Source organism: Pseudomonas sp. GM74, assembly GCF_000282455.1.
Lineage (GTDB): Bacteria > Pseudomonadota > Gammaproteobacteria > Pseudomonadales > Pseudomonadaceae > Aquipseudomonas.
Window position 1 is genome coordinate 20,023 of sequence record NZ_AKJG01000011.1, and the last position, 14,825, is coordinate 34,847.

13 protein-coding genes are annotated in these 14,825 nt (G+C 61.0%); 4 read left to right on the forward strand and 9 right to left on the reverse strand.

Annotated elements, in window-relative coordinates; genetic code table 11:
- Positions 1 to 22: 22 nt before the first annotated feature.
- The 7 genes from PMI34_RS23880 to PMI34_RS23850 all read right to left on the reverse strand — a co-directional run bounded on the left by PMI34_RS23880 (position 23) and on the right by PMI34_RS23850 (position 8,750).
- Positions 23 to 679 (reverse strand): DsbA family oxidoreductase, encoded by a 657-nt coding sequence (locus tag PMI34_RS23880; protein ID WP_008046540.1) that lies wholly within the window; start codon positions 677 to 679, stop codon positions 23 to 25.
- Complete coding sequence (locus tag PMI34_RS23875; RefSeq protein WP_008046542.1) at positions 676 to 897, reverse strand: tautomerase family protein; 222 nt, start codon at positions 895 to 897, stop codon at positions 676 to 678. Before PMI34_RS23875 ends, PMI34_RS23880 begins: the two co-directional genes overlap by 4 nt.
- Positions 898 to 1,448: 551 nt before the next feature.
- Complete coding sequence (locus PMI34_RS23870; RefSeq protein ID WP_008046543.1) at positions 1,449 to 2,735, reverse strand: OprD family porin; 1,287 nt, start codon at positions 2,733 to 2,735, stop codon at positions 1,449 to 1,451.
- Positions 2,736 to 2,995: 260 nt separating this feature from the next.
- Positions 2,996 to 3,667 carry a DsbA family protein gene (locus PMI34_RS23865; RefSeq protein ID WP_008046545.1) on the reverse strand — a complete coding sequence of 224 codons (672 nt, stop codon included), beginning with the start codon at positions 3,665 to 3,667 and terminating at the stop codon, positions 2,996 to 2,998.
- A gap of 313 nt (positions 3,668 to 3,980) precedes the next feature.
- Entirely contained in the window at positions 3,981 to 4,193 is a 213-nt protein-coding gene (locus PMI34_RS23860) for a hypothetical protein (RefSeq protein WP_008003171.1), read from the reverse strand.
- 243 nt (positions 4,194 to 4,436) lie between these two features.
- Positions 4,437 to 5,543, reverse strand: a complete 1,107-nt coding sequence (aguA, locus tag PMI34_RS23855; RefSeq protein ID WP_008046548.1) for an agmatine deiminase — start codon at positions 5,541 to 5,543, stop codon at positions 4,437 to 4,439.
- A gap of 294 nt (positions 5,544 to 5,837) precedes the next feature.
- Entirely contained in the window at positions 5,838 to 8,750 is a 2,913-nt protein-coding gene (locus PMI34_RS23850; protein ID WP_008046550.1) for an aminotransferase, read from the reverse strand.
- 190 nt (positions 8,751 to 8,940) lie between these two features.
- On the opposite strand from PMI34_RS23850, the gene rfbC reads away from it, so the two are divergent.
- The 4 genes from rfbC to PMI34_RS23830 all read left to right on the forward strand — a co-directional run bounded on the left by rfbC (position 8,941) and on the right by PMI34_RS23830 (position 13,288).
- On the forward strand, positions 8,941 to 9,486 hold the full coding sequence (rfbC, locus tag PMI34_RS23845) for a dTDP-4-dehydrorhamnose 3,5-epimerase (protein ID WP_008046577.1): 546 nt from the start codon (positions 8,941 to 8,943) through the stop codon (positions 9,484 to 9,486).
- Between the two features lie 106 nt (positions 9,487 to 9,592).
- Complete coding sequence (locus PMI34_RS23840; RefSeq protein WP_008046580.1) at positions 9,593 to 11,401, forward strand: sensor histidine kinase; 1,809 nt, start codon at positions 9,593 to 9,595, stop codon at positions 11,399 to 11,401.
- Positions 11,398 to 12,792 (forward strand): sigma-54-dependent transcriptional regulator, encoded by a 1,395-nt coding sequence (locus PMI34_RS23835; RefSeq protein WP_008046582.1) that lies wholly within the window; start codon positions 11,398 to 11,400, stop codon positions 12,790 to 12,792. The genes PMI34_RS23840 and PMI34_RS23835 overlap by 4 nt, the downstream gene beginning before the upstream one ends.
- Before the next feature lie 40 nt (positions 12,793 to 12,832).
- Positions 12,833 to 13,288: a YiiD C-terminal domain-containing protein gene (locus PMI34_RS23830; RefSeq protein ID WP_008046584.1), complete on the forward strand. Its 456-nt coding sequence runs from the start codon at positions 12,833 to 12,835 to the stop codon at positions 13,286 to 13,288.
- Between the two features lie 133 nt (positions 13,289 to 13,421).
- Here PMI34_RS23830 and cysQ read toward each other — a convergent pair whose 3' ends face one another.
- Together cysQ and nudE are read right to left on the reverse strand one after the other, a co-directional pair.
- Positions 13,422 to 14,249, reverse strand: a complete 828-nt coding sequence (cysQ, locus tag PMI34_RS23825; RefSeq protein ID WP_008046586.1) for a 3'(2'),5'-bisphosphate nucleotidase CysQ — start codon at positions 14,247 to 14,249, stop codon at positions 13,422 to 13,424.
- Entirely contained in the window at positions 14,249 to 14,812 is a 564-nt protein-coding gene (gene nudE, locus PMI34_RS23820; RefSeq protein ID WP_008046606.1) for an ADP compounds hydrolase NudE, read from the reverse strand. The genes cysQ and nudE overlap by 1 nt, the downstream gene beginning before the upstream one ends.
- Positions 14,813 to 14,825: the final 13 nt, after the last annotated feature.

Below are 14,825 nucleotides of genomic sequence, written 5' to 3' on the forward strand. Positions count from 1 at the left end.
GAATGGGGTAGAAAATCTGTGATCAGGCGTCGGCCGGTGCCTTGGCCATTTCTCTCAACATCTGTTCGTAGTACTCGACCGATTGCGAACCGGACACCAGATGGCGACCGTTCAGCACCATGGCCGGGACCGAGTTAATGCCGCGCTGCTGGTAGTACGCTTCAAGCTCCCGCACCTCAGCGGCGAACGCACCGGACGCCAGCACCTCTTGTGCACTTGCCCCGTCCAGCCCCGCTTCAGTCGCCAGACTCACGAGCGCCTGGTGATCACTCGGGTTCTGGCCTTCGCTGAAATACCCCCGAAGCAGGACCTTCTTCAGCTCGACTTGCCGGCCTTCCTGCAACGCCCACAACAACAAACGGTGCGCATCAAAGGTGTTGTAGAAGTGCGTGCGCTTCTCCAGATCGAATTTGAAGCCGATGGCCTCGCCGCGAGCGATCTGCATGGCCTTGCCGGCGGCGACGTCGTCGGCCGTTCTCCCGTACTTGCGCATCAAGTGCTCGACCGCTGGCTCACCTTCGGCCGGCATGTTCGGGTTCAATTCGAACGGCTTGTAGGTCAGCTCGACCGAGACTTCCCCGGCCACGTTCTCGATCGCCTGCTCCAGCGCCGCCGCCCCCAGCGCGCACCAGGGGCACACCACATCGGAGATGAAATCGATGGTGACGGACGACGTCATGACTGCCCCTCCGCCTCGGCCAGTTGCTTGCGGTACTGAGTGGTGGTGATTCCGGCGTAACCCCAGTTATCGGTGTCGACTTCCTCGATCACGATGTGGGTCAGGTCAGGGCGCTTGTTGAGGACGCGTTCCAGGGTTTCAGTGATTTCGGCGATCACCTGAGCTTTCTGCTCAGTGGTAACGCCATCGCGAGTGATGCGTACGGTTACGAAAGGCATGAGGGCAACTCCAGTGACCTTCCCGTCGGGATGATGGGAGAGGCGTTGGAGGTGAATGTATGAGGTTGGCGGGAGGGGATAAAGGTGGGGGCGGGAACTTCATTCGTTACGTGGTGTAATGATTACTATAGGACTCTATGCCGTTTTTTCTGTCGTCCATTTGCTTACGTGTCGCAATTTTCCACTTTTTGCGACACGTCTTCGGGACATGTCGCTGCGGGCGACACGTTCGCGTTGAAGCGCGAATGCATTTGTTAAGGCTTACCCTCCGCGATAGGGCTGACGCGGCTCTCATTCATTTCGCGAACAGACGCCGGCAAGTCCTTCTGAAACTGATTTGTTCGATATCCTCTAGCGCGAAACCGACTGCCTTCAGGTGGCAATAGTCGGCGTTAGGAACCCCGTTGATGACCTGAATATCAGCGCCCGGGTGAGACCTCTTTTAAAAGCAGCCTAATCGGTTGCTTTTTTATGCCCACAAAAAAGCCCCGAACCAGTCGGGGCTTTTTCTTTCTCAGCCTCTGATCAGGCCTCGATACCGCACCCCATCATCAGAAGATATTGATCGGGTAATCCACAAACACACGCACTTCGTTGCCGCTCACGTTGTACTCGCTCGACTTCTGCGACACGCGCAGCACCGAGCTGCGCAGTTTCACGCTGAGGTCTTTGGCCGGGCCGCTTTGCACGACGTATTTGATCTGGTTGAAGATCTCGCGCTCGGTGCCGCCTTCGCTGGTGGAGGTGGTGATGTTGTCACCGCGTACGTAGGCGAAGTTGTAGCTCAGGCCCGGTACACCGAAGGTGCTGAAATCCAGGCCGTAGCCCAGTTGCCAGCTGCGTTCGTCTTCGGCGTTGAAGTCAGACCAGTAGGAGTTCGCCAGGTAGATGGTGTTGCCACCGTCGCCGATGCGACCTTGATCTTTCTGGTAGCCGCCGTAGGCGTAGCCCAGGTTGCTGTCGCCGGTGCTGCGTTGGTGCGCGAGGGTGAACGAGTGCGGGCCGGTGATGAAGGTGGCCGCCAGGCTCCAGATTTTGTTGTCGTCGCCGGTGATAGCGTTTTCGCGGACGTAGGAATCTTCCAGCTTGGTGCGGTAGCCGTTGAAGTCCAGGGTCAGGGACTGATCCTTGTCGATCGGAAACACGTAGTTGGCGTTCACGTATTGCTTCTTCAGCACGTCTTCGACGTCGGAAGCGTACAGCGCAGCCTTGAATTGCTCGGTGAACTGGTAGCTACCGCCCAATACGTTGATCGACTTCAAGCCACCGCTGTCACGGCCTTCGGCGCTTTTACGCGATTCGGCAGTGAAACGACCGGCGTCCAGTTGCAGGCCTTTGATCTCCCTGGAAGTGATCAAGGTGCCGGTGTAGCTTTCCGGCAGCAGGCGCGAGTTGTCGTAGTTCAGCACCGGCAGGGCCGGCATCTGGTCGCCGTAGGTCAGGGTGGTGCTGGACAGGCGGAACTTGATCGCCGCGCCGCCCTTGGACAGGTCGTCCGCCGGCTGGCCGCTGTCGCCCTTCTTGAAGAAATCGATGCCTTGCGCGCCGCTACGGTCTTCGCTGCGCTCCAGGTTCAGTGCGTACAGCCCGAAAGCATCCACACCCACGCCCACGGTACCTTGGGTGAAGCCGGACGAGAACGTACCGATGGCCGCCTGGCCCCACTCGGATTTATCCGGGTTGCCGTCTTTGAAATCACGGTTGATGTAGGCGTTGCGCAGCAGCACTTTGAGGCTGCTGTCTTCAACAAAACCCTTGGATTCGGCCTGGTCGTTCGCCATGGCCTGTGTAGCGCTCAAAATCCCCAGTGCGATCAGGCTGATTCGCTTGTTCAACATTTTATTTTTTCCTTGATACGGTTGATACGCGCTGTGTCGAACGGCCGAAACGGCGCTATTGCGCTCTTATTTCAATGCGAAAACAAAAAGGCCCGCCCACGATTTCTCGCGGCGGGCCTTTTTATAATTTTTGATCGTGGCGGTCGGCCACAGGCGTTGTGGCCGAATCGTAGCTGCGCCCTCAACGATGTGTCAATTTCATGAATCTTCTAAAAACAGGCGAAAATCGTCTAAGAAATTGCTTTACGCGGCAGGAATAATCAATCAACGCAACCATCGAGACTGCAGGCTGCTCCGGAATCGGATGAGCCCTGCTCCGGCAGTGACTGACCCAGCCACTGCGCAAATGCCTGGGGTTTGCCCAGCCATGGCCCGATATCGATCAGGGTGAACTGGTCATTGTGCTCAGGCGCCAGGGTCGGAAAGCCCTGCCCACCGACCTTGGCCAAAAGAGCCCGACTGTTCCTGATATGGCCTTCGGTATCGGCCGCCCTGAAGGCTCTTTCGAAGGTTTCGCGTGCCAGTCCCATGCCCTGAGCAAGTTCAAACAGTACCGATTCGTCGGCAATGCGACGCCCCTCCACGTAGTGAGCACTTTGCAAACGCCCCAGCAACTCCAGTCCGCGACCGGTCATTTGCTCGGCAGCCAGCACTGCAGCGATGGGTGGAGCCGAGTCGAACACGGCGCTGTGATCACGCAGCAAACCTTCGAAATAGGCTTCGCCGAACGGCTGCCCGCTGTATTCGGCAATGCGCCGATCATGGGGCATGACGTAACTGCGCAGTTGTGGCGAAACCATTTGCCGATTGGCCCCCGTCATCATGCCGCCGCCGTGGGCAATCACGGGCAGCACAGCTTGGGCGGCCTGCACCAGCGGTTTGGCGCCGTAGCACCAACCGCACAAGGGGTCGTAGACGTAATGCAGGATCATGGGAAAGCTCCGACAGAAATTCAGGAAAATTCGATGTCGGCAGGTTAGTGCCGCGGCGGCTCCGGAAAAACGCCGGATTGGCTTTCAGTCTGTTGCTTGAATCGGTCGAATGGTTGCGTCACACCCCCCCTTGAAGGCGAGCCTGCTCGCGATAGCGGAGGATCAGTCGACATTTACATTGACTGGCACGACGCCTTCGCGAGCAAGCCCGCTCCCACAGTCGTTCTCCCGTGTTTGGGAGATTTGTATCAGGCAAAAAAAAGCGCTGCCATCCCGGCAGCGCTTTTTCTTGTTCAATCCGTTGTTTTTCTTCTTATCCTTCCATTACATCCCACAACGCATCCAGTTCCGCCTCGCTGAATAAACCAGCAGGGTAACGCTCGATCATCGTCCGGCGCGGATCAGTTTCACTGATCTGACGCATTCCATTGGACTTGAACCAGTGCGCCAGGATCTGGAGCGATTCGCTGTTTACTGCCAGGGGATGCAACGCCTTTTCGCCCACAACATTCACTTCGGCGTTCATTTCAGCGCTCTCTCCCGGTTTGTGAGCGGCTAACTTATCCAAGGTTTATGACAGAACATCGAAGTCCTCCCCTCCCCAAGTTACGAAAACAGAGATACAAGAGCTGTGCCAAGGTGTCTGAAGTGTGGCCCGGCGGATACAAAAAAGCCCGCAGGCCTGTAGGGCCGCGGGCTCCGTGCAATCCGGGAGGCTGATCGACAACCTGAGGGATTTCGCAATCAACTCAAGCTGTTACGACCTCACTCACTCCTTGTGTGGCGCGGGTTGTTGCTGGGTAAGGCAGTGAATATTGCCGCCCCCCAGTAACAGTTCGCGACCAGGCACCATCACCACTTCGTGCTGTGGGAACAGGTTCTGCAGGATTTCCTTTGCAGGGTCATCCTGCGGGTCGTCGAAGCTCGGCGCGATGATGCCGCCGTTGACGATCAGGAAGTTCACGTAGGAACCGGCCAGACGAACAGTCGGATTACGTTCCTGCGTACCATCGACCGGATCGACACCGGCGCATTCTTCCTCGGTCGCAAACAGCGGACCCGGGATCGGCATCTTGTGCACCGTGAATGGGCGGCCCTTGGCGTCAGTGCTGCTTTGCAGCACTTTCATCGCCGCCTGGCAGCGCGGGTAGTTCGGGTCCTGTGGATCATCGGTCCAGGCCAGCAGCACTTCGCCCGGGCGCACGTAGCAACAGAAGTTATCCACATGGCCATCGGTTTCGTCGTTGAACAAGCCATCCGGCAGCCAGATGATTTTATCCACAGCCAGGTTCGCACTCAGGACCGCTTCGATTTCTGCGCGGTCCATGTGCGGGTTGCGATTGCGATTGAGCAGGCACTCTTCGGTGGTGATCAGGGTGCCTTCGCCGTCGACGTGAATCGAACCGCCTTCCAGCACGAAGCCTTCGGTGCGGTAGCGCGGGCTGCGCTCGATCTCGAGGATCTTGCCGCCAACCTGCGAGTCACGGTTCCATGGCGAATACAGGCCGCCGTCAAAACCGCCCCAGGCGTTGAAGTCCCAGTTCACGCCACGGACTTCGCCACTGTTGTTGATGACGAAGGTCGGACCGGAGTCGCGGACCCAGGCGTCGTCGCTGGACATTTCAACCACACGAATATTCGGCACGTCCAGACGGGCACGGGCGTTTTCGTATTGGCCAGCGGAAACCGCCACGGTCACCGGTTCGAAACGAGCGATCGCCTTGGCCACTGCCACGTGGGCGGCTTGTGCCGGTTTGCCCCCCAGGCGCCAGTTGTCCGGGCGCTCGGGCCAGATCATCCAGGTCTGGGTTTGGGGTGCCCATTCGGCTGGCATGTAGAAGCCGTCGGCGCGAGGGGTGCTGTTCAACGTGGTCATGACTCAGGACTCCAGAGTGGCGTTGATGCCTGACAGAAAAGAAAGCGCATGGGTACACGCCGTGGACTGGTCACTTTATATCCGATAAATATCGGCTTTTAAAGCACCTTACATCCAGACTTACAAAAACATTCAATAAAAAGCCGATATCAATCGAACTAACACCCCTGCCCCATGTGGGAGCGGGCTTGCCCGCGAAGACGATACTCCAGGCGCAAGAAATGCTCCGGATGTACCGCCCTCTTCGCGAGCAAGCCCGCTCCCACATTGGCTCGCATTCACAGGTGGGTCGGTTTACAACCCTTCCGCCAGCACCTTCGACAGCATGTCCACGAAGAAGTCCACGCTCTGGCGCGAAGTGACCATCGGCGGCTTGATCTTGAGGATGTTCAGGTAATCGCCGGTCGGCTGCATGAAGATCCCCAGTTCACGCAAGCGATCGCACAGTGCCGTGGTTTCTTCGGTGGCCGGCTCCAGGGTTTCGCGGTTGCGGATCAGTTCGACGCCCAGGTAGAAACCGGAACCGTGCACCGCCCCCACTAACGGATGAATATCGATCAACGCTTCGAGGCGCTGCTTGAAGTGGCCGCCAACAACCTGGGCGTTCTCCCAGAGTTTTTCCTCTTGCATCACATCCAGCACGGCCATGCCGACCTGGCAACTGACCGGGCTGCCGCCGGCGGACGAGAAGAAGTAACCCTCGGCCTCCAGCGCCTCGGCGATTTCCCGGCGGGTGATAACCGCGCCCAGTGGCTGACCGTTGCCCATCCCCTTGGCCATGGTGATGATGTCGGGCACCACACCCTGCTCTTCAAAGCCCCAGAAGAAATTGCCCATGCGCCCGTAGCCCACCTGCACTTCGTCGGCGATGCACACGCCGCCCCGAGCCCGGACCATCGCATAGACTTGTTTCAAATAGCCTGGCGGCAGCGAGATACCGCCGGCATTGCCGTACACCGGTTCACAGATGAAACCGGCCAGTTGGCGTTTTTGCTCGGCGATTTTCGCCAGGTTGTGTTCGACGCTGCGCACATAATCCGGCGCACTGTCTGGGCCACGGAATTCACCGCGATAGGTGTTTGGCGCGGTCACCGGGTGCACCCAGTCCGGGCGGCTGCTCAAGGCCTTGGGATTATCGGCGATCGAGGTCGACACCGAATCCGCGCCCACCGTCCAGCCATGATAGGCCTCCAGCACGCTAAGCATGTCTCGGCCGCCGCTGTAGGCCCACGCCAGACGAATCGCCAGGTCGTTGGCCTCGCTCCCGCTGTTGACCAGGAACACCCGATCCATGCCTTCCGGGGACAGCTTCAGCAAACGTTCGGAGAACTCGGCCACGGCTGCGTAGTTGAAACGCGAGTTGGTGTTGAGCAATGACCACTGGCGGCTGGCGACGGCGGCCATGCGTGGATGACCGTGACCCAATACCGCAACATTGTTGAGCATGTCGAGGTAGGAACGGCCCTGCATGTCGATCAGATGGTTGCGCCAGCCGCGTTCGATGCGCGGCGGATCAACGTAATAGTGCTTTTGCGTACGGGCAAAGCTGGCATCGCGCCGGGCCAACAGGGTCGGTCCGTCGAGCTCCGCTTCGGCATCACAGGCCAGCCCCAGCAATGTTGCCGGTGATGGGCACAACGCTTGCCAGGCCGCCGCGCGCGAAGGAGTACAGAACAACGGCGCATTGATCGACACGCCACGGCACAACTGCACGATCAAAGGCCCGCTTACCGAGCCCAGCACCTGGCCTTTGACCAGGGCCGCGCCGCTGTGCAGCGACGGAGTGACGCCCCAAAGCCGCACACTCAATTGCGGGCCGTCCAGTTGCAGCACGCCCGCCGATGGGTGATGCACCACCCCGGCAAACGGTGCTTCGACTGCCGTGCCCTGAGGCACACGCAACTCGACGTGCAACGGGCAAGTGTCCGGTTCAGTGGCGCTGTCCGGGCGTGTGTGGGACAGGCGGTATTGTCCGTAACGACTGGCCGCCAAGCCATGTGCCGCGGCCGCTTCATCCAGCAGGCGCTGATCGACGCCCTCCTGCTCCCAGTTCCCGGCCTCGAAATGCGGACTGAGCACCCCCAGGTCGATCAATGCGAACTCACGCCCCACCAGGCTCGGCAGCAGCGGCGCGAAGCCTTCGCTGCCGATGATTGGAAGGTTCTGGCCGACGGCGGTGAGGATCGCCGCTTCCATCAACGCCAACGGCACCGACGTGGCCACACGGAAAATTTCCCATTCATGGACCAGGTTATCGCGGCTGTAGGCATTGCCCGGATCGATACTGACCTGCTGTTCGCCGCTGAGCACTAACACCGCCGCGCGGGCGACGATCAGCGGCCACAGCGCCAGCAGTTCTTCGTATTGCAACGGATTGACCGCGTGATACGCCTGGATGGCCGGCAAAATGCAGAACGGATCGCCCTCGCCATGGTGCAGCAGCGCAGCGCAGGTGACCGACAGATCGGTGATGCGCCAGGTGCGCACCAGGTCGCCGAAATCGATCACGCCTTGCAACTGCCAATGGCGCTGCGCGTCGCGCTGCCACACCACGTTGTCATCGGTGATGTCCATGTGAATGGCCTGCACCGGCAGCTTGGCTTCCAGCGGCTGCAAATGCCGCTCGGCTTGTGCGGACGCGTCGACGATCAGTTTGCGCCGGGCCTCATCCTTGATCACCGGCAGCAAGTGCGCGATCAGGGCGTGAGCGTGGCGGGCGTCCCATTGCAGGGTTCGCACCAGGCCCGGATGGTCGAAATCCGCCAGGGCCAGGTCCATTTCACCGCACAGGCGACCGAAGCCGGACACCACCGTCGGGTTGAAACGACCGAGGCTCGTCAGCGGCTGGCCTTCGATGTAGTCGAGCAGGCGAACGTGCACCGCCTGGCCACCGACGTCCAGAGATAGCAGGTCTGCACCGTTTGTCGCAGGAATAACACGCGGCACATGGACATCGGGGTGCGCGCCCAAGTGCTTGAGCCCGGCATGCTGTGCCTGAAGCTCAACGACCGAGTAGTCGCCACGGCATATTTTCAGGACGAAACGTCCCCGCTCGCTGTCGACGCGGTAGTTCAGGTCTTGCTGGCTGCCGAGGGCCTGCAGTCTGCCGCTGAACCCGTAATGCTCTTGCAGCAGCTCTAGCGCTTGCTCCGCAGACACCTGCGGGCTGGGCAAACTGGCGCGATGAATCAGCGTGGCGAGCGGCATACAACAACCCCTGAAAATTTATTAGGCACCTATATCGCCACTGGTTCGGGCGATACGCAACCCCCCGGAACCGGTAATGGTCATTTGCAGGGGCTGGAACAGGTCGGTAGTTTTTTACTTGAGCACTCGCCCCGATCAGCGCTTTGCGCAAGAATGGCGACCATTAAACGCCCACTGCTGGAGAGCCACCATGAATGTAGTGACCACCGACCTGCCCGGTATTCTGATCCTCGAACCCAAGGTCTTTGGCGACGAACGTGGTTTCTTCTATGAGAGCTTCAACGCCAGGGCTTTCGCAGAAGCCACCGGTCTGGACACTCAGTTCGTTCAGGACAACCACTCCCGTTCGCAAAAGGGCGTGTTGCGTGGCTTGCATTACCAACTGACGAACACACAAGGCAAACTGGTTCGTGTCACAGCCGGTGAAGTGCTCGACGTTGCCGTGGACATCCGCCGCAGTTCGCCTCATTTCGGCAAATCGGTTGCAGTGGTCCTGTCCGCCGACAACCATCGCCAGATCTGGATTCCGGAAGGCTTTGCCCACGGTTTCGTGGTGCTGAGCGATTTCGCCGAGTTCCTCTACAAAACCACCGATTACTACACCCCGTCCGCCGAGCGCAGCATTCGCTGGGACGACCCGGACCTGGCTATCGATTGGCAACTGGAAGGCACGCCGCAGCTGTCGGCAAAGGACCAGGCCGCTGCATTCCTCAAGGACGCCGAAGTCTTCGCCTGATAACCCGGTGCAAGCTTCAGCGCAAAAACGCGCCTGACCCACAGCGCGCAGACTGCGCCCGCAAGCCTAGGCATAATGCGCCTGTACCCACAGGCGCATGCTGCTCATGAAACCGACTCTCCCCCCCAGACCCCGTTGGCGCAGCCTGGCCCTGCTGGCACTGTGCCTGGCGCCGTTGCTGTGGCCCCTGGAGCATCTGGCCGAGCGCTATTACCGCAGCGAACTGGCCAGCCAGAATCGTCAGACCCTCGACCTCTATGTCGCCAACCTGTTGGGCACCCTGCACCGCTATGAAGTGTTGCCGCAAATCCTCGGCGACCTGCCGGCCCTGCGCGCTGTTGTCGGTGCACCGGACGATGGCGTCACCCAAGGCAACGCCAACCGCCTGCTGAAAAACATCGCCACCCAGACCGGTGCCGAAGTCATGTACCTGATGGACACCACCGGCAAGACCCTGGCGGCCTCCAACTGGGACAAGCACGACAGTTTCGTCGGGCGCAATTTTTCCTTCCGGCCGTATTTCAGTGAAGCCATGGCCGGGCGGCTCGGGCGTTTTTTCGGCCTGGGCACGACCTCCGCCAAGCGCGGATACTTCTTCGCCGCCGGCGTGCGTGACGGCGAAAAAATCATAGGCGTGCTGGTGGTCAAGGTCGACCTCGACCACACCGAAAGCCTCTGGGGCAAAACCCCGGAACAACTGCTGCTGACCGACCACAACGGCGTGGTCATTCTCACCTCGCGACCGGAGTGGCGATTCCGCTCGACCCGTCCGTTGAGCGAGGAGGAAAGCAAGGCCATCACGGCGATCCAGCCCTATCCAACCCGCGAGCCCAAACCGCTGGAGCTCAACCCCAATGCCTGGCTGACCCAGACCCAACAGATCGCCGAAACCGGCTGGAATGTCAGCATCCTCGCCCCGCGCACCTTGATCGACCGCCCGGTGCGCACGGTGGTGGCCATCGGCGGTGCAACGCTGCTGGTGTTGATGCTGTTGCTTGGCCTGATGATGCAGCGCCGTCGCCATTACCTCGAGCGCATTGCTTTCGAAGCCAAGGCCCGCCGCGAGCTGGAGGGCCGGGTCGCCGAGCGCACCAGCGATCTCGAGGGCCTGAACCGGCGTCTGAAACAGGAAGTGCTGGAACGCGAACAGGCTCAGCAGGAGCTGGTACGCGCCCAGGATGATCTGGTGCAGGCCGGTAAATTGTCGGCACTGGGCACCATGTCGGCGAGCATCAGCCATGAACTCAATCAGCCGCTGGCAGCGATTCGCAGCTACGCGGAAAACGCCGAAGTGTTGCTCGATCACCAGCGCACCGACGATGCCCGCGGCAACCTCAAGCTGATCAGCGAATTGACCGGGCGCATGGCCTCGATCATCGCCCACCTGCGCGCCTTTGCCCGTCGCGACCGACATGCCCCGGAAAGCGTCGCCCTGCAACCGGCGCTGGACGATGCCCTGGCCTTGCTGGCCAAGCGTCGACGCAGCATGGAAGTCGAGCTGATCCGCGACTTGCCCGCCGCCACCCTGTGGGTCGAGGCCGGGGAAACCCGACTGCGCCAGGTACTCGGCAATCTGCTGGCCAACGCCCTGGATGCCCTGACGGAAAAAGGCCCGCCTCGTAAACTCTGGTTGAGTGCCCAATCCACGGCCGAGGGCGTCAACCTGTACATTCGCGACAACGGCCCCGGCTTTTGCATGGAAGCCCTTGGGCGCGCCAGCGAGCCGTTCTACACCACCAAGACCCGCACCCAGGGCCTCGGTCTGGGGCTGGCGATTTGCGAAACCCTGATGCGCGCCTTCGGCGGTGAACTGTCGTTCGCCAACCACAAGGAGGGCGGCGCCCTGATTACCCTGAAGCTGCGCGCAGGCGCACCGGGCGTGAGCCTGCAACCGTCCGAGGACCGAAGTGCATGACCATCGACAACCGCATTCAGGTCGTGTTGATCGACGACGATCCCCACTTGCGCCAGGCCTTGAGCCAGACGCTGGATCTGGCGGGCCTGAAAATCCTGCCGCTGGCTGAAGCCAAAGGCCTGGCCGCGCAACTTGAACGCGACTGGCCGGGGGTGGTGGTCAGCGACATCCGCATGCCCGGCATGGACGGTCTCGAATTGTTGACCGAACTGCATGCCCAGGACCCTGAGCTACCCGTGCTGCTGATCACCGGTCACGGCGATGTGCCGCTGGCGGTGCAGGCCATGCGCGCCGGAGCCTATGACTTTCTGGAAAAGCCCTTCGCCAGCGACGCCCTGCTCGACAGCGTGCGCCGCGCATTGGCCCTGCGCCGGCTGGTGCTGGACAACCGCAGCCTGCGGCTGGCCTTGAGCGACCGCAACGAGCTGAGCACGCGGCTGGTTGGCCACTCACCTTCGATGCTGCGCCTGCGCGAGCAGATCGGTGCACTGGCCGCGACCAGGGCCGACGTGCTGATCCTCGGCGAAACCGGCGCCGGCAAAGAAGTCGTGGCCCGGGCGCTGCACGATTTATCGAGTCGCCGTAACGGACCGTTCGTAGCCATCAACGCCGGTGCCCTGGCCGAATCAGTGGTTGAAAGCGAGCTGTTCGGTCACGAGCCCGGCGCCTTCACCGGCGCGCAGAAACGCCGCATCGGCAAGTTCGAATTCGCCAATGGCGGCACGCTGTTCCTCGATGAAATCGAAAGCATGAGCCTGGATGTGCAGGTCAAGTTGCTGCGCTTGCTGCAAGAGCGGGTGGTCGAACGCCTGGGCGGCAATCAACTGATCCCGCTGGACATCCGCATCATCGCCGCGACCAAGGAAGACCTGCGCCAGGCGGCGGATCAAGGGCGTTTCCGTGCCGACCTGTATTACCGCCTGAACGTCGCGCCGCTACGGATTCCACCGCTGCGCGAACGGGGCGAAGATGCGCTGATGCTGTTCCAGCATTTTGCCGATGAAGCCAGTGCCCGCCACGGTTTGCCGCCCCATGAACTGCAACCGGGGCAACGTGCTCTGCTGCTGCGCCACACCTGGCCCGGCAACGTGCGTGAGCTGCAAAATGCCGCCGAGCGTTTCGCCCTCGGTCTGGAACTGGCCCTCGACAACAGCACGCCGCAAGGCGGCGCTGGCAACAGGCTCGACGTCGTCAGCGGCGGTTTGAGCGAGCAGGTGGAGAACTTCGAAAAAACCCTCATCGCCGCCGAACTGGCACGCTCCCACAGCTCGGTGCGCAGCGTCGCCGAAGCCCTCGGGATTCCACGCAAGACCCTGCACGACAAACTGCGCAAGCACGGTCTGAGTTTCGCCGACAGTGGTGCCTCGGCCCACCCTGACGATCTCGACTGAGTTACCGTCCAATCATCCACTTCAAGCAAGAGGCCCCTGAATGAGCCGCGACAGTCGACAACTGGAATCCGTTCTCCATCACGACATTCCCCTCACCCGGGACATGGGCCTCAAAGTGCTCGACTGGCATGACCAGCAACTGCGCCTGTACTTGCCGCTGGAAGCCAACGTCAACCACAAGAGCACCATGTTCGGCGGCAGCCTGTATTGCGGCGCGGTCCTGGCCGGTTGGGGCTGGCTGCATCTGCGCCTCAAGGAAGAAGGCATTACCGACGGGCACATCGTGATTCAGGAAGGGCAGATCAGCTATCCGCTGCCGGTGACGGGGGATGCCAACGCCATTTGCCAGGCGCCGGACCCGGTGATCTGGAAGAAATTCCTGACCACCTTCCAGCGATACAGCCGAGCGCGGTTGACGCTGCATACACGGGTCGTCAATGAAGGCCGTGATGAGGATGCGGTGAGGTTTGTCGGGCAGTACGTGTTGCACCGCTGAACTTCAGATCGGCAAGAAACCCTGTGGCGAGGGAGCTTGCTCCCGCCAGGCTACGCAGTAGCCGCTAGAAAGCATTGGGGCCGCTTCGCGACCCGACGGGAGCAAGCTCCCTCGCCACAAACAGGTGTGAATCTCAGGAGCGTGCCAATTCCAGCAGCTTCTCCCGCCAGGCCGCCTTCGCCGGCAACGCCAGGAAGAACGTATTCAACAACGACTCCCGTGCCGGATAGCTGAACGGCTCACCGCTCAACTCCAGCACCTCACCGCCCGCGCCTTCCAGCACGCCTTGCGCTGCCGCCGTGTCCCATTGGGAAGTCAGTGCCAGGCGCGGATAGCAATCCGCTGCCCCTTCGGCCACCAGGCAAAACTTCAACGAACTGCCGATACTGGTCAGTTGCAGCTCGCCAAGGCTGGCGCTCAACCCGGCCAGCAAACGCTCTTGCTCCGGGCTCGAATGGCGACGGCTGGCCACCACGGTGAACGACTCGCCGGGCGCTAATGCATCACGCACCTTGATCGCCACGGGCGTGCCACCTTTATCGCCGCGCCAGGCGCCGAGTCCCGCTCCACCGACGTAAAAACGCCCGTTGGTCGGCATCGACACCACACCGAACACCACCCGACCGTTTTCGATCAAGGCGATGTTGACGGTGAACTCTTCGCTGCCGCTGATGAATTCCTTGGTGCCATCCAGTGGATCGACCAGCCACCAGCGCTGCCATCCGGCACGCACGCCCTGGGGAATGTTGGCGTCTTCCTCGGAGAGCACCGGGATGCTCGGGTCGAGCGCCGTCAGCCCGGCCAGAATCACGTGGTGAGCGGCCAGGTCGGCAGCGGTCACCGGCGAATCATCAGCCTTTGCCGTGACGGCGGTGCCCGTGCGCCAGAACGGCAGGATCGCATCACCGGCCCGCAAGGCCAGTTCAATCACCGATGCCATCATCGGATGTGGGAAATTCATTACTGGAACACTCCGCGCTGAGTCAAAAGGTCTCGGGCCAGGTACAGCGCCGCCAAGGCACGGCCTTCGGTAAATTGTGGGTTTTGTGCAAGCGCCGAGAGCTCACGCAGATTGACCTTGTCCACCCGCATCGGCTCTGGCTCGTCGCCTTCCAGACGCTCTTCGTAGAGGTCGGTAGCCAGCACTACTTGAATCTTCTGGCTCATGTAGCCAGGGGACAGCGACAACTCGGTCAGGTGCTCCAGTTGCCGCGCGCCAAAACCGGCCTCTTCCTTGAGCTCGCGCTCGGCCGCCGCCAGCACGTCTTCGCCCGGCTCGATCAAACCCTTGGGCAACGACATTTCATATGCATCCGTGCCGCCGCAATACTCCTCGACCAGCACCGCGTGCTCGGCATCGAGCATCGCCACGATCATCACCGCGCCGTACCCGGCACCCTTGCCGACCAGGCGTTCATACGTGCGCTCCACGCCGTTGGAAAAGCGCAGCTTCAACTCCTCCACGCAGAACAATCGACTGGTGGCGACAATTTCGCGGGCGAGTATGGTGGGTTTCTGGCGCATGCAAAGCTCCTTG

Coding starts and splice junctions, on each gene's coding strand:
- PMI34_RS23875 (WP_008046542.1), bottom strand. CDS start 897: ATGCCTTTCGTAACCGTACGCATCACTCGCGATGGCGTTACCACTGAG.
- PMI34_RS23860 (WP_008003171.1), bottom strand. CDS start 4,193: ATGAACGCCGAAGTGAATGTTGTGGGCGAAAAGGCGTTGCATCCCCTG.
- PMI34_RS23830 (WP_008046584.1), top strand. CDS start 12,833: ATGAGCCGCGACAGTCGACAACTGGAATCCGTTCTCCATCACGACATT.
- PMI34_RS23880 (WP_008046540.1), bottom strand. CDS start 679: ATGACGTCGTCCGTCACCATCGATTTCATCTCCGATGTGGTGTGCCCC.
- cysQ (WP_008046586.1), bottom strand. CDS start 14,249: ATGAATTTCCCACATCCGATGATGGCATCGGTGATTGAACTGGCCTTG.
- PMI34_RS23840 (WP_008046580.1), top strand. CDS start 9,593: ATGAAACCGACTCTCCCCCCCAGACCCCGTTGGCGCAGCCTGGCCCTG.
- PMI34_RS23835 (WP_008046582.1), top strand. CDS start 11,398: ATGACCATCGACAACCGCATTCAGGTCGTGTTGATCGACGACGATCCC.
- nudE (WP_008046606.1), bottom strand. CDS start 14,812: ATGCGCCAGAAACCCACCATACTCGCCCGCGAAATTGTCGCCACCAGT.
- aguA (WP_008046548.1), bottom strand. CDS start 5,543: ATGACCACGTTGAACAGCACCCCTCGCGCCGACGGCTTCTACATGCCA.
- PMI34_RS23850 (WP_008046550.1), bottom strand. CDS start 8,750: ATGCCGCTCGCCACGCTGATTCATCGCGCCAGTTTGCCCAGCCCGCAG.
- PMI34_RS23870 (WP_008046543.1), bottom strand. CDS start 2,735: ATGTTGAACAAGCGAATCAGCCTGATCGCACTGGGGATTTTGAGCGCT.
- rfbC (WP_008046577.1), top strand. CDS start 8,941: ATGAATGTAGTGACCACCGACCTGCCCGGTATTCTGATCCTCGAACCC.
- PMI34_RS23865 (WP_008046545.1), bottom strand. CDS start 3,667: ATGATCCTGCATTACGTCTACGACCCCTTGTGCGGTTGGTGCTACGGC.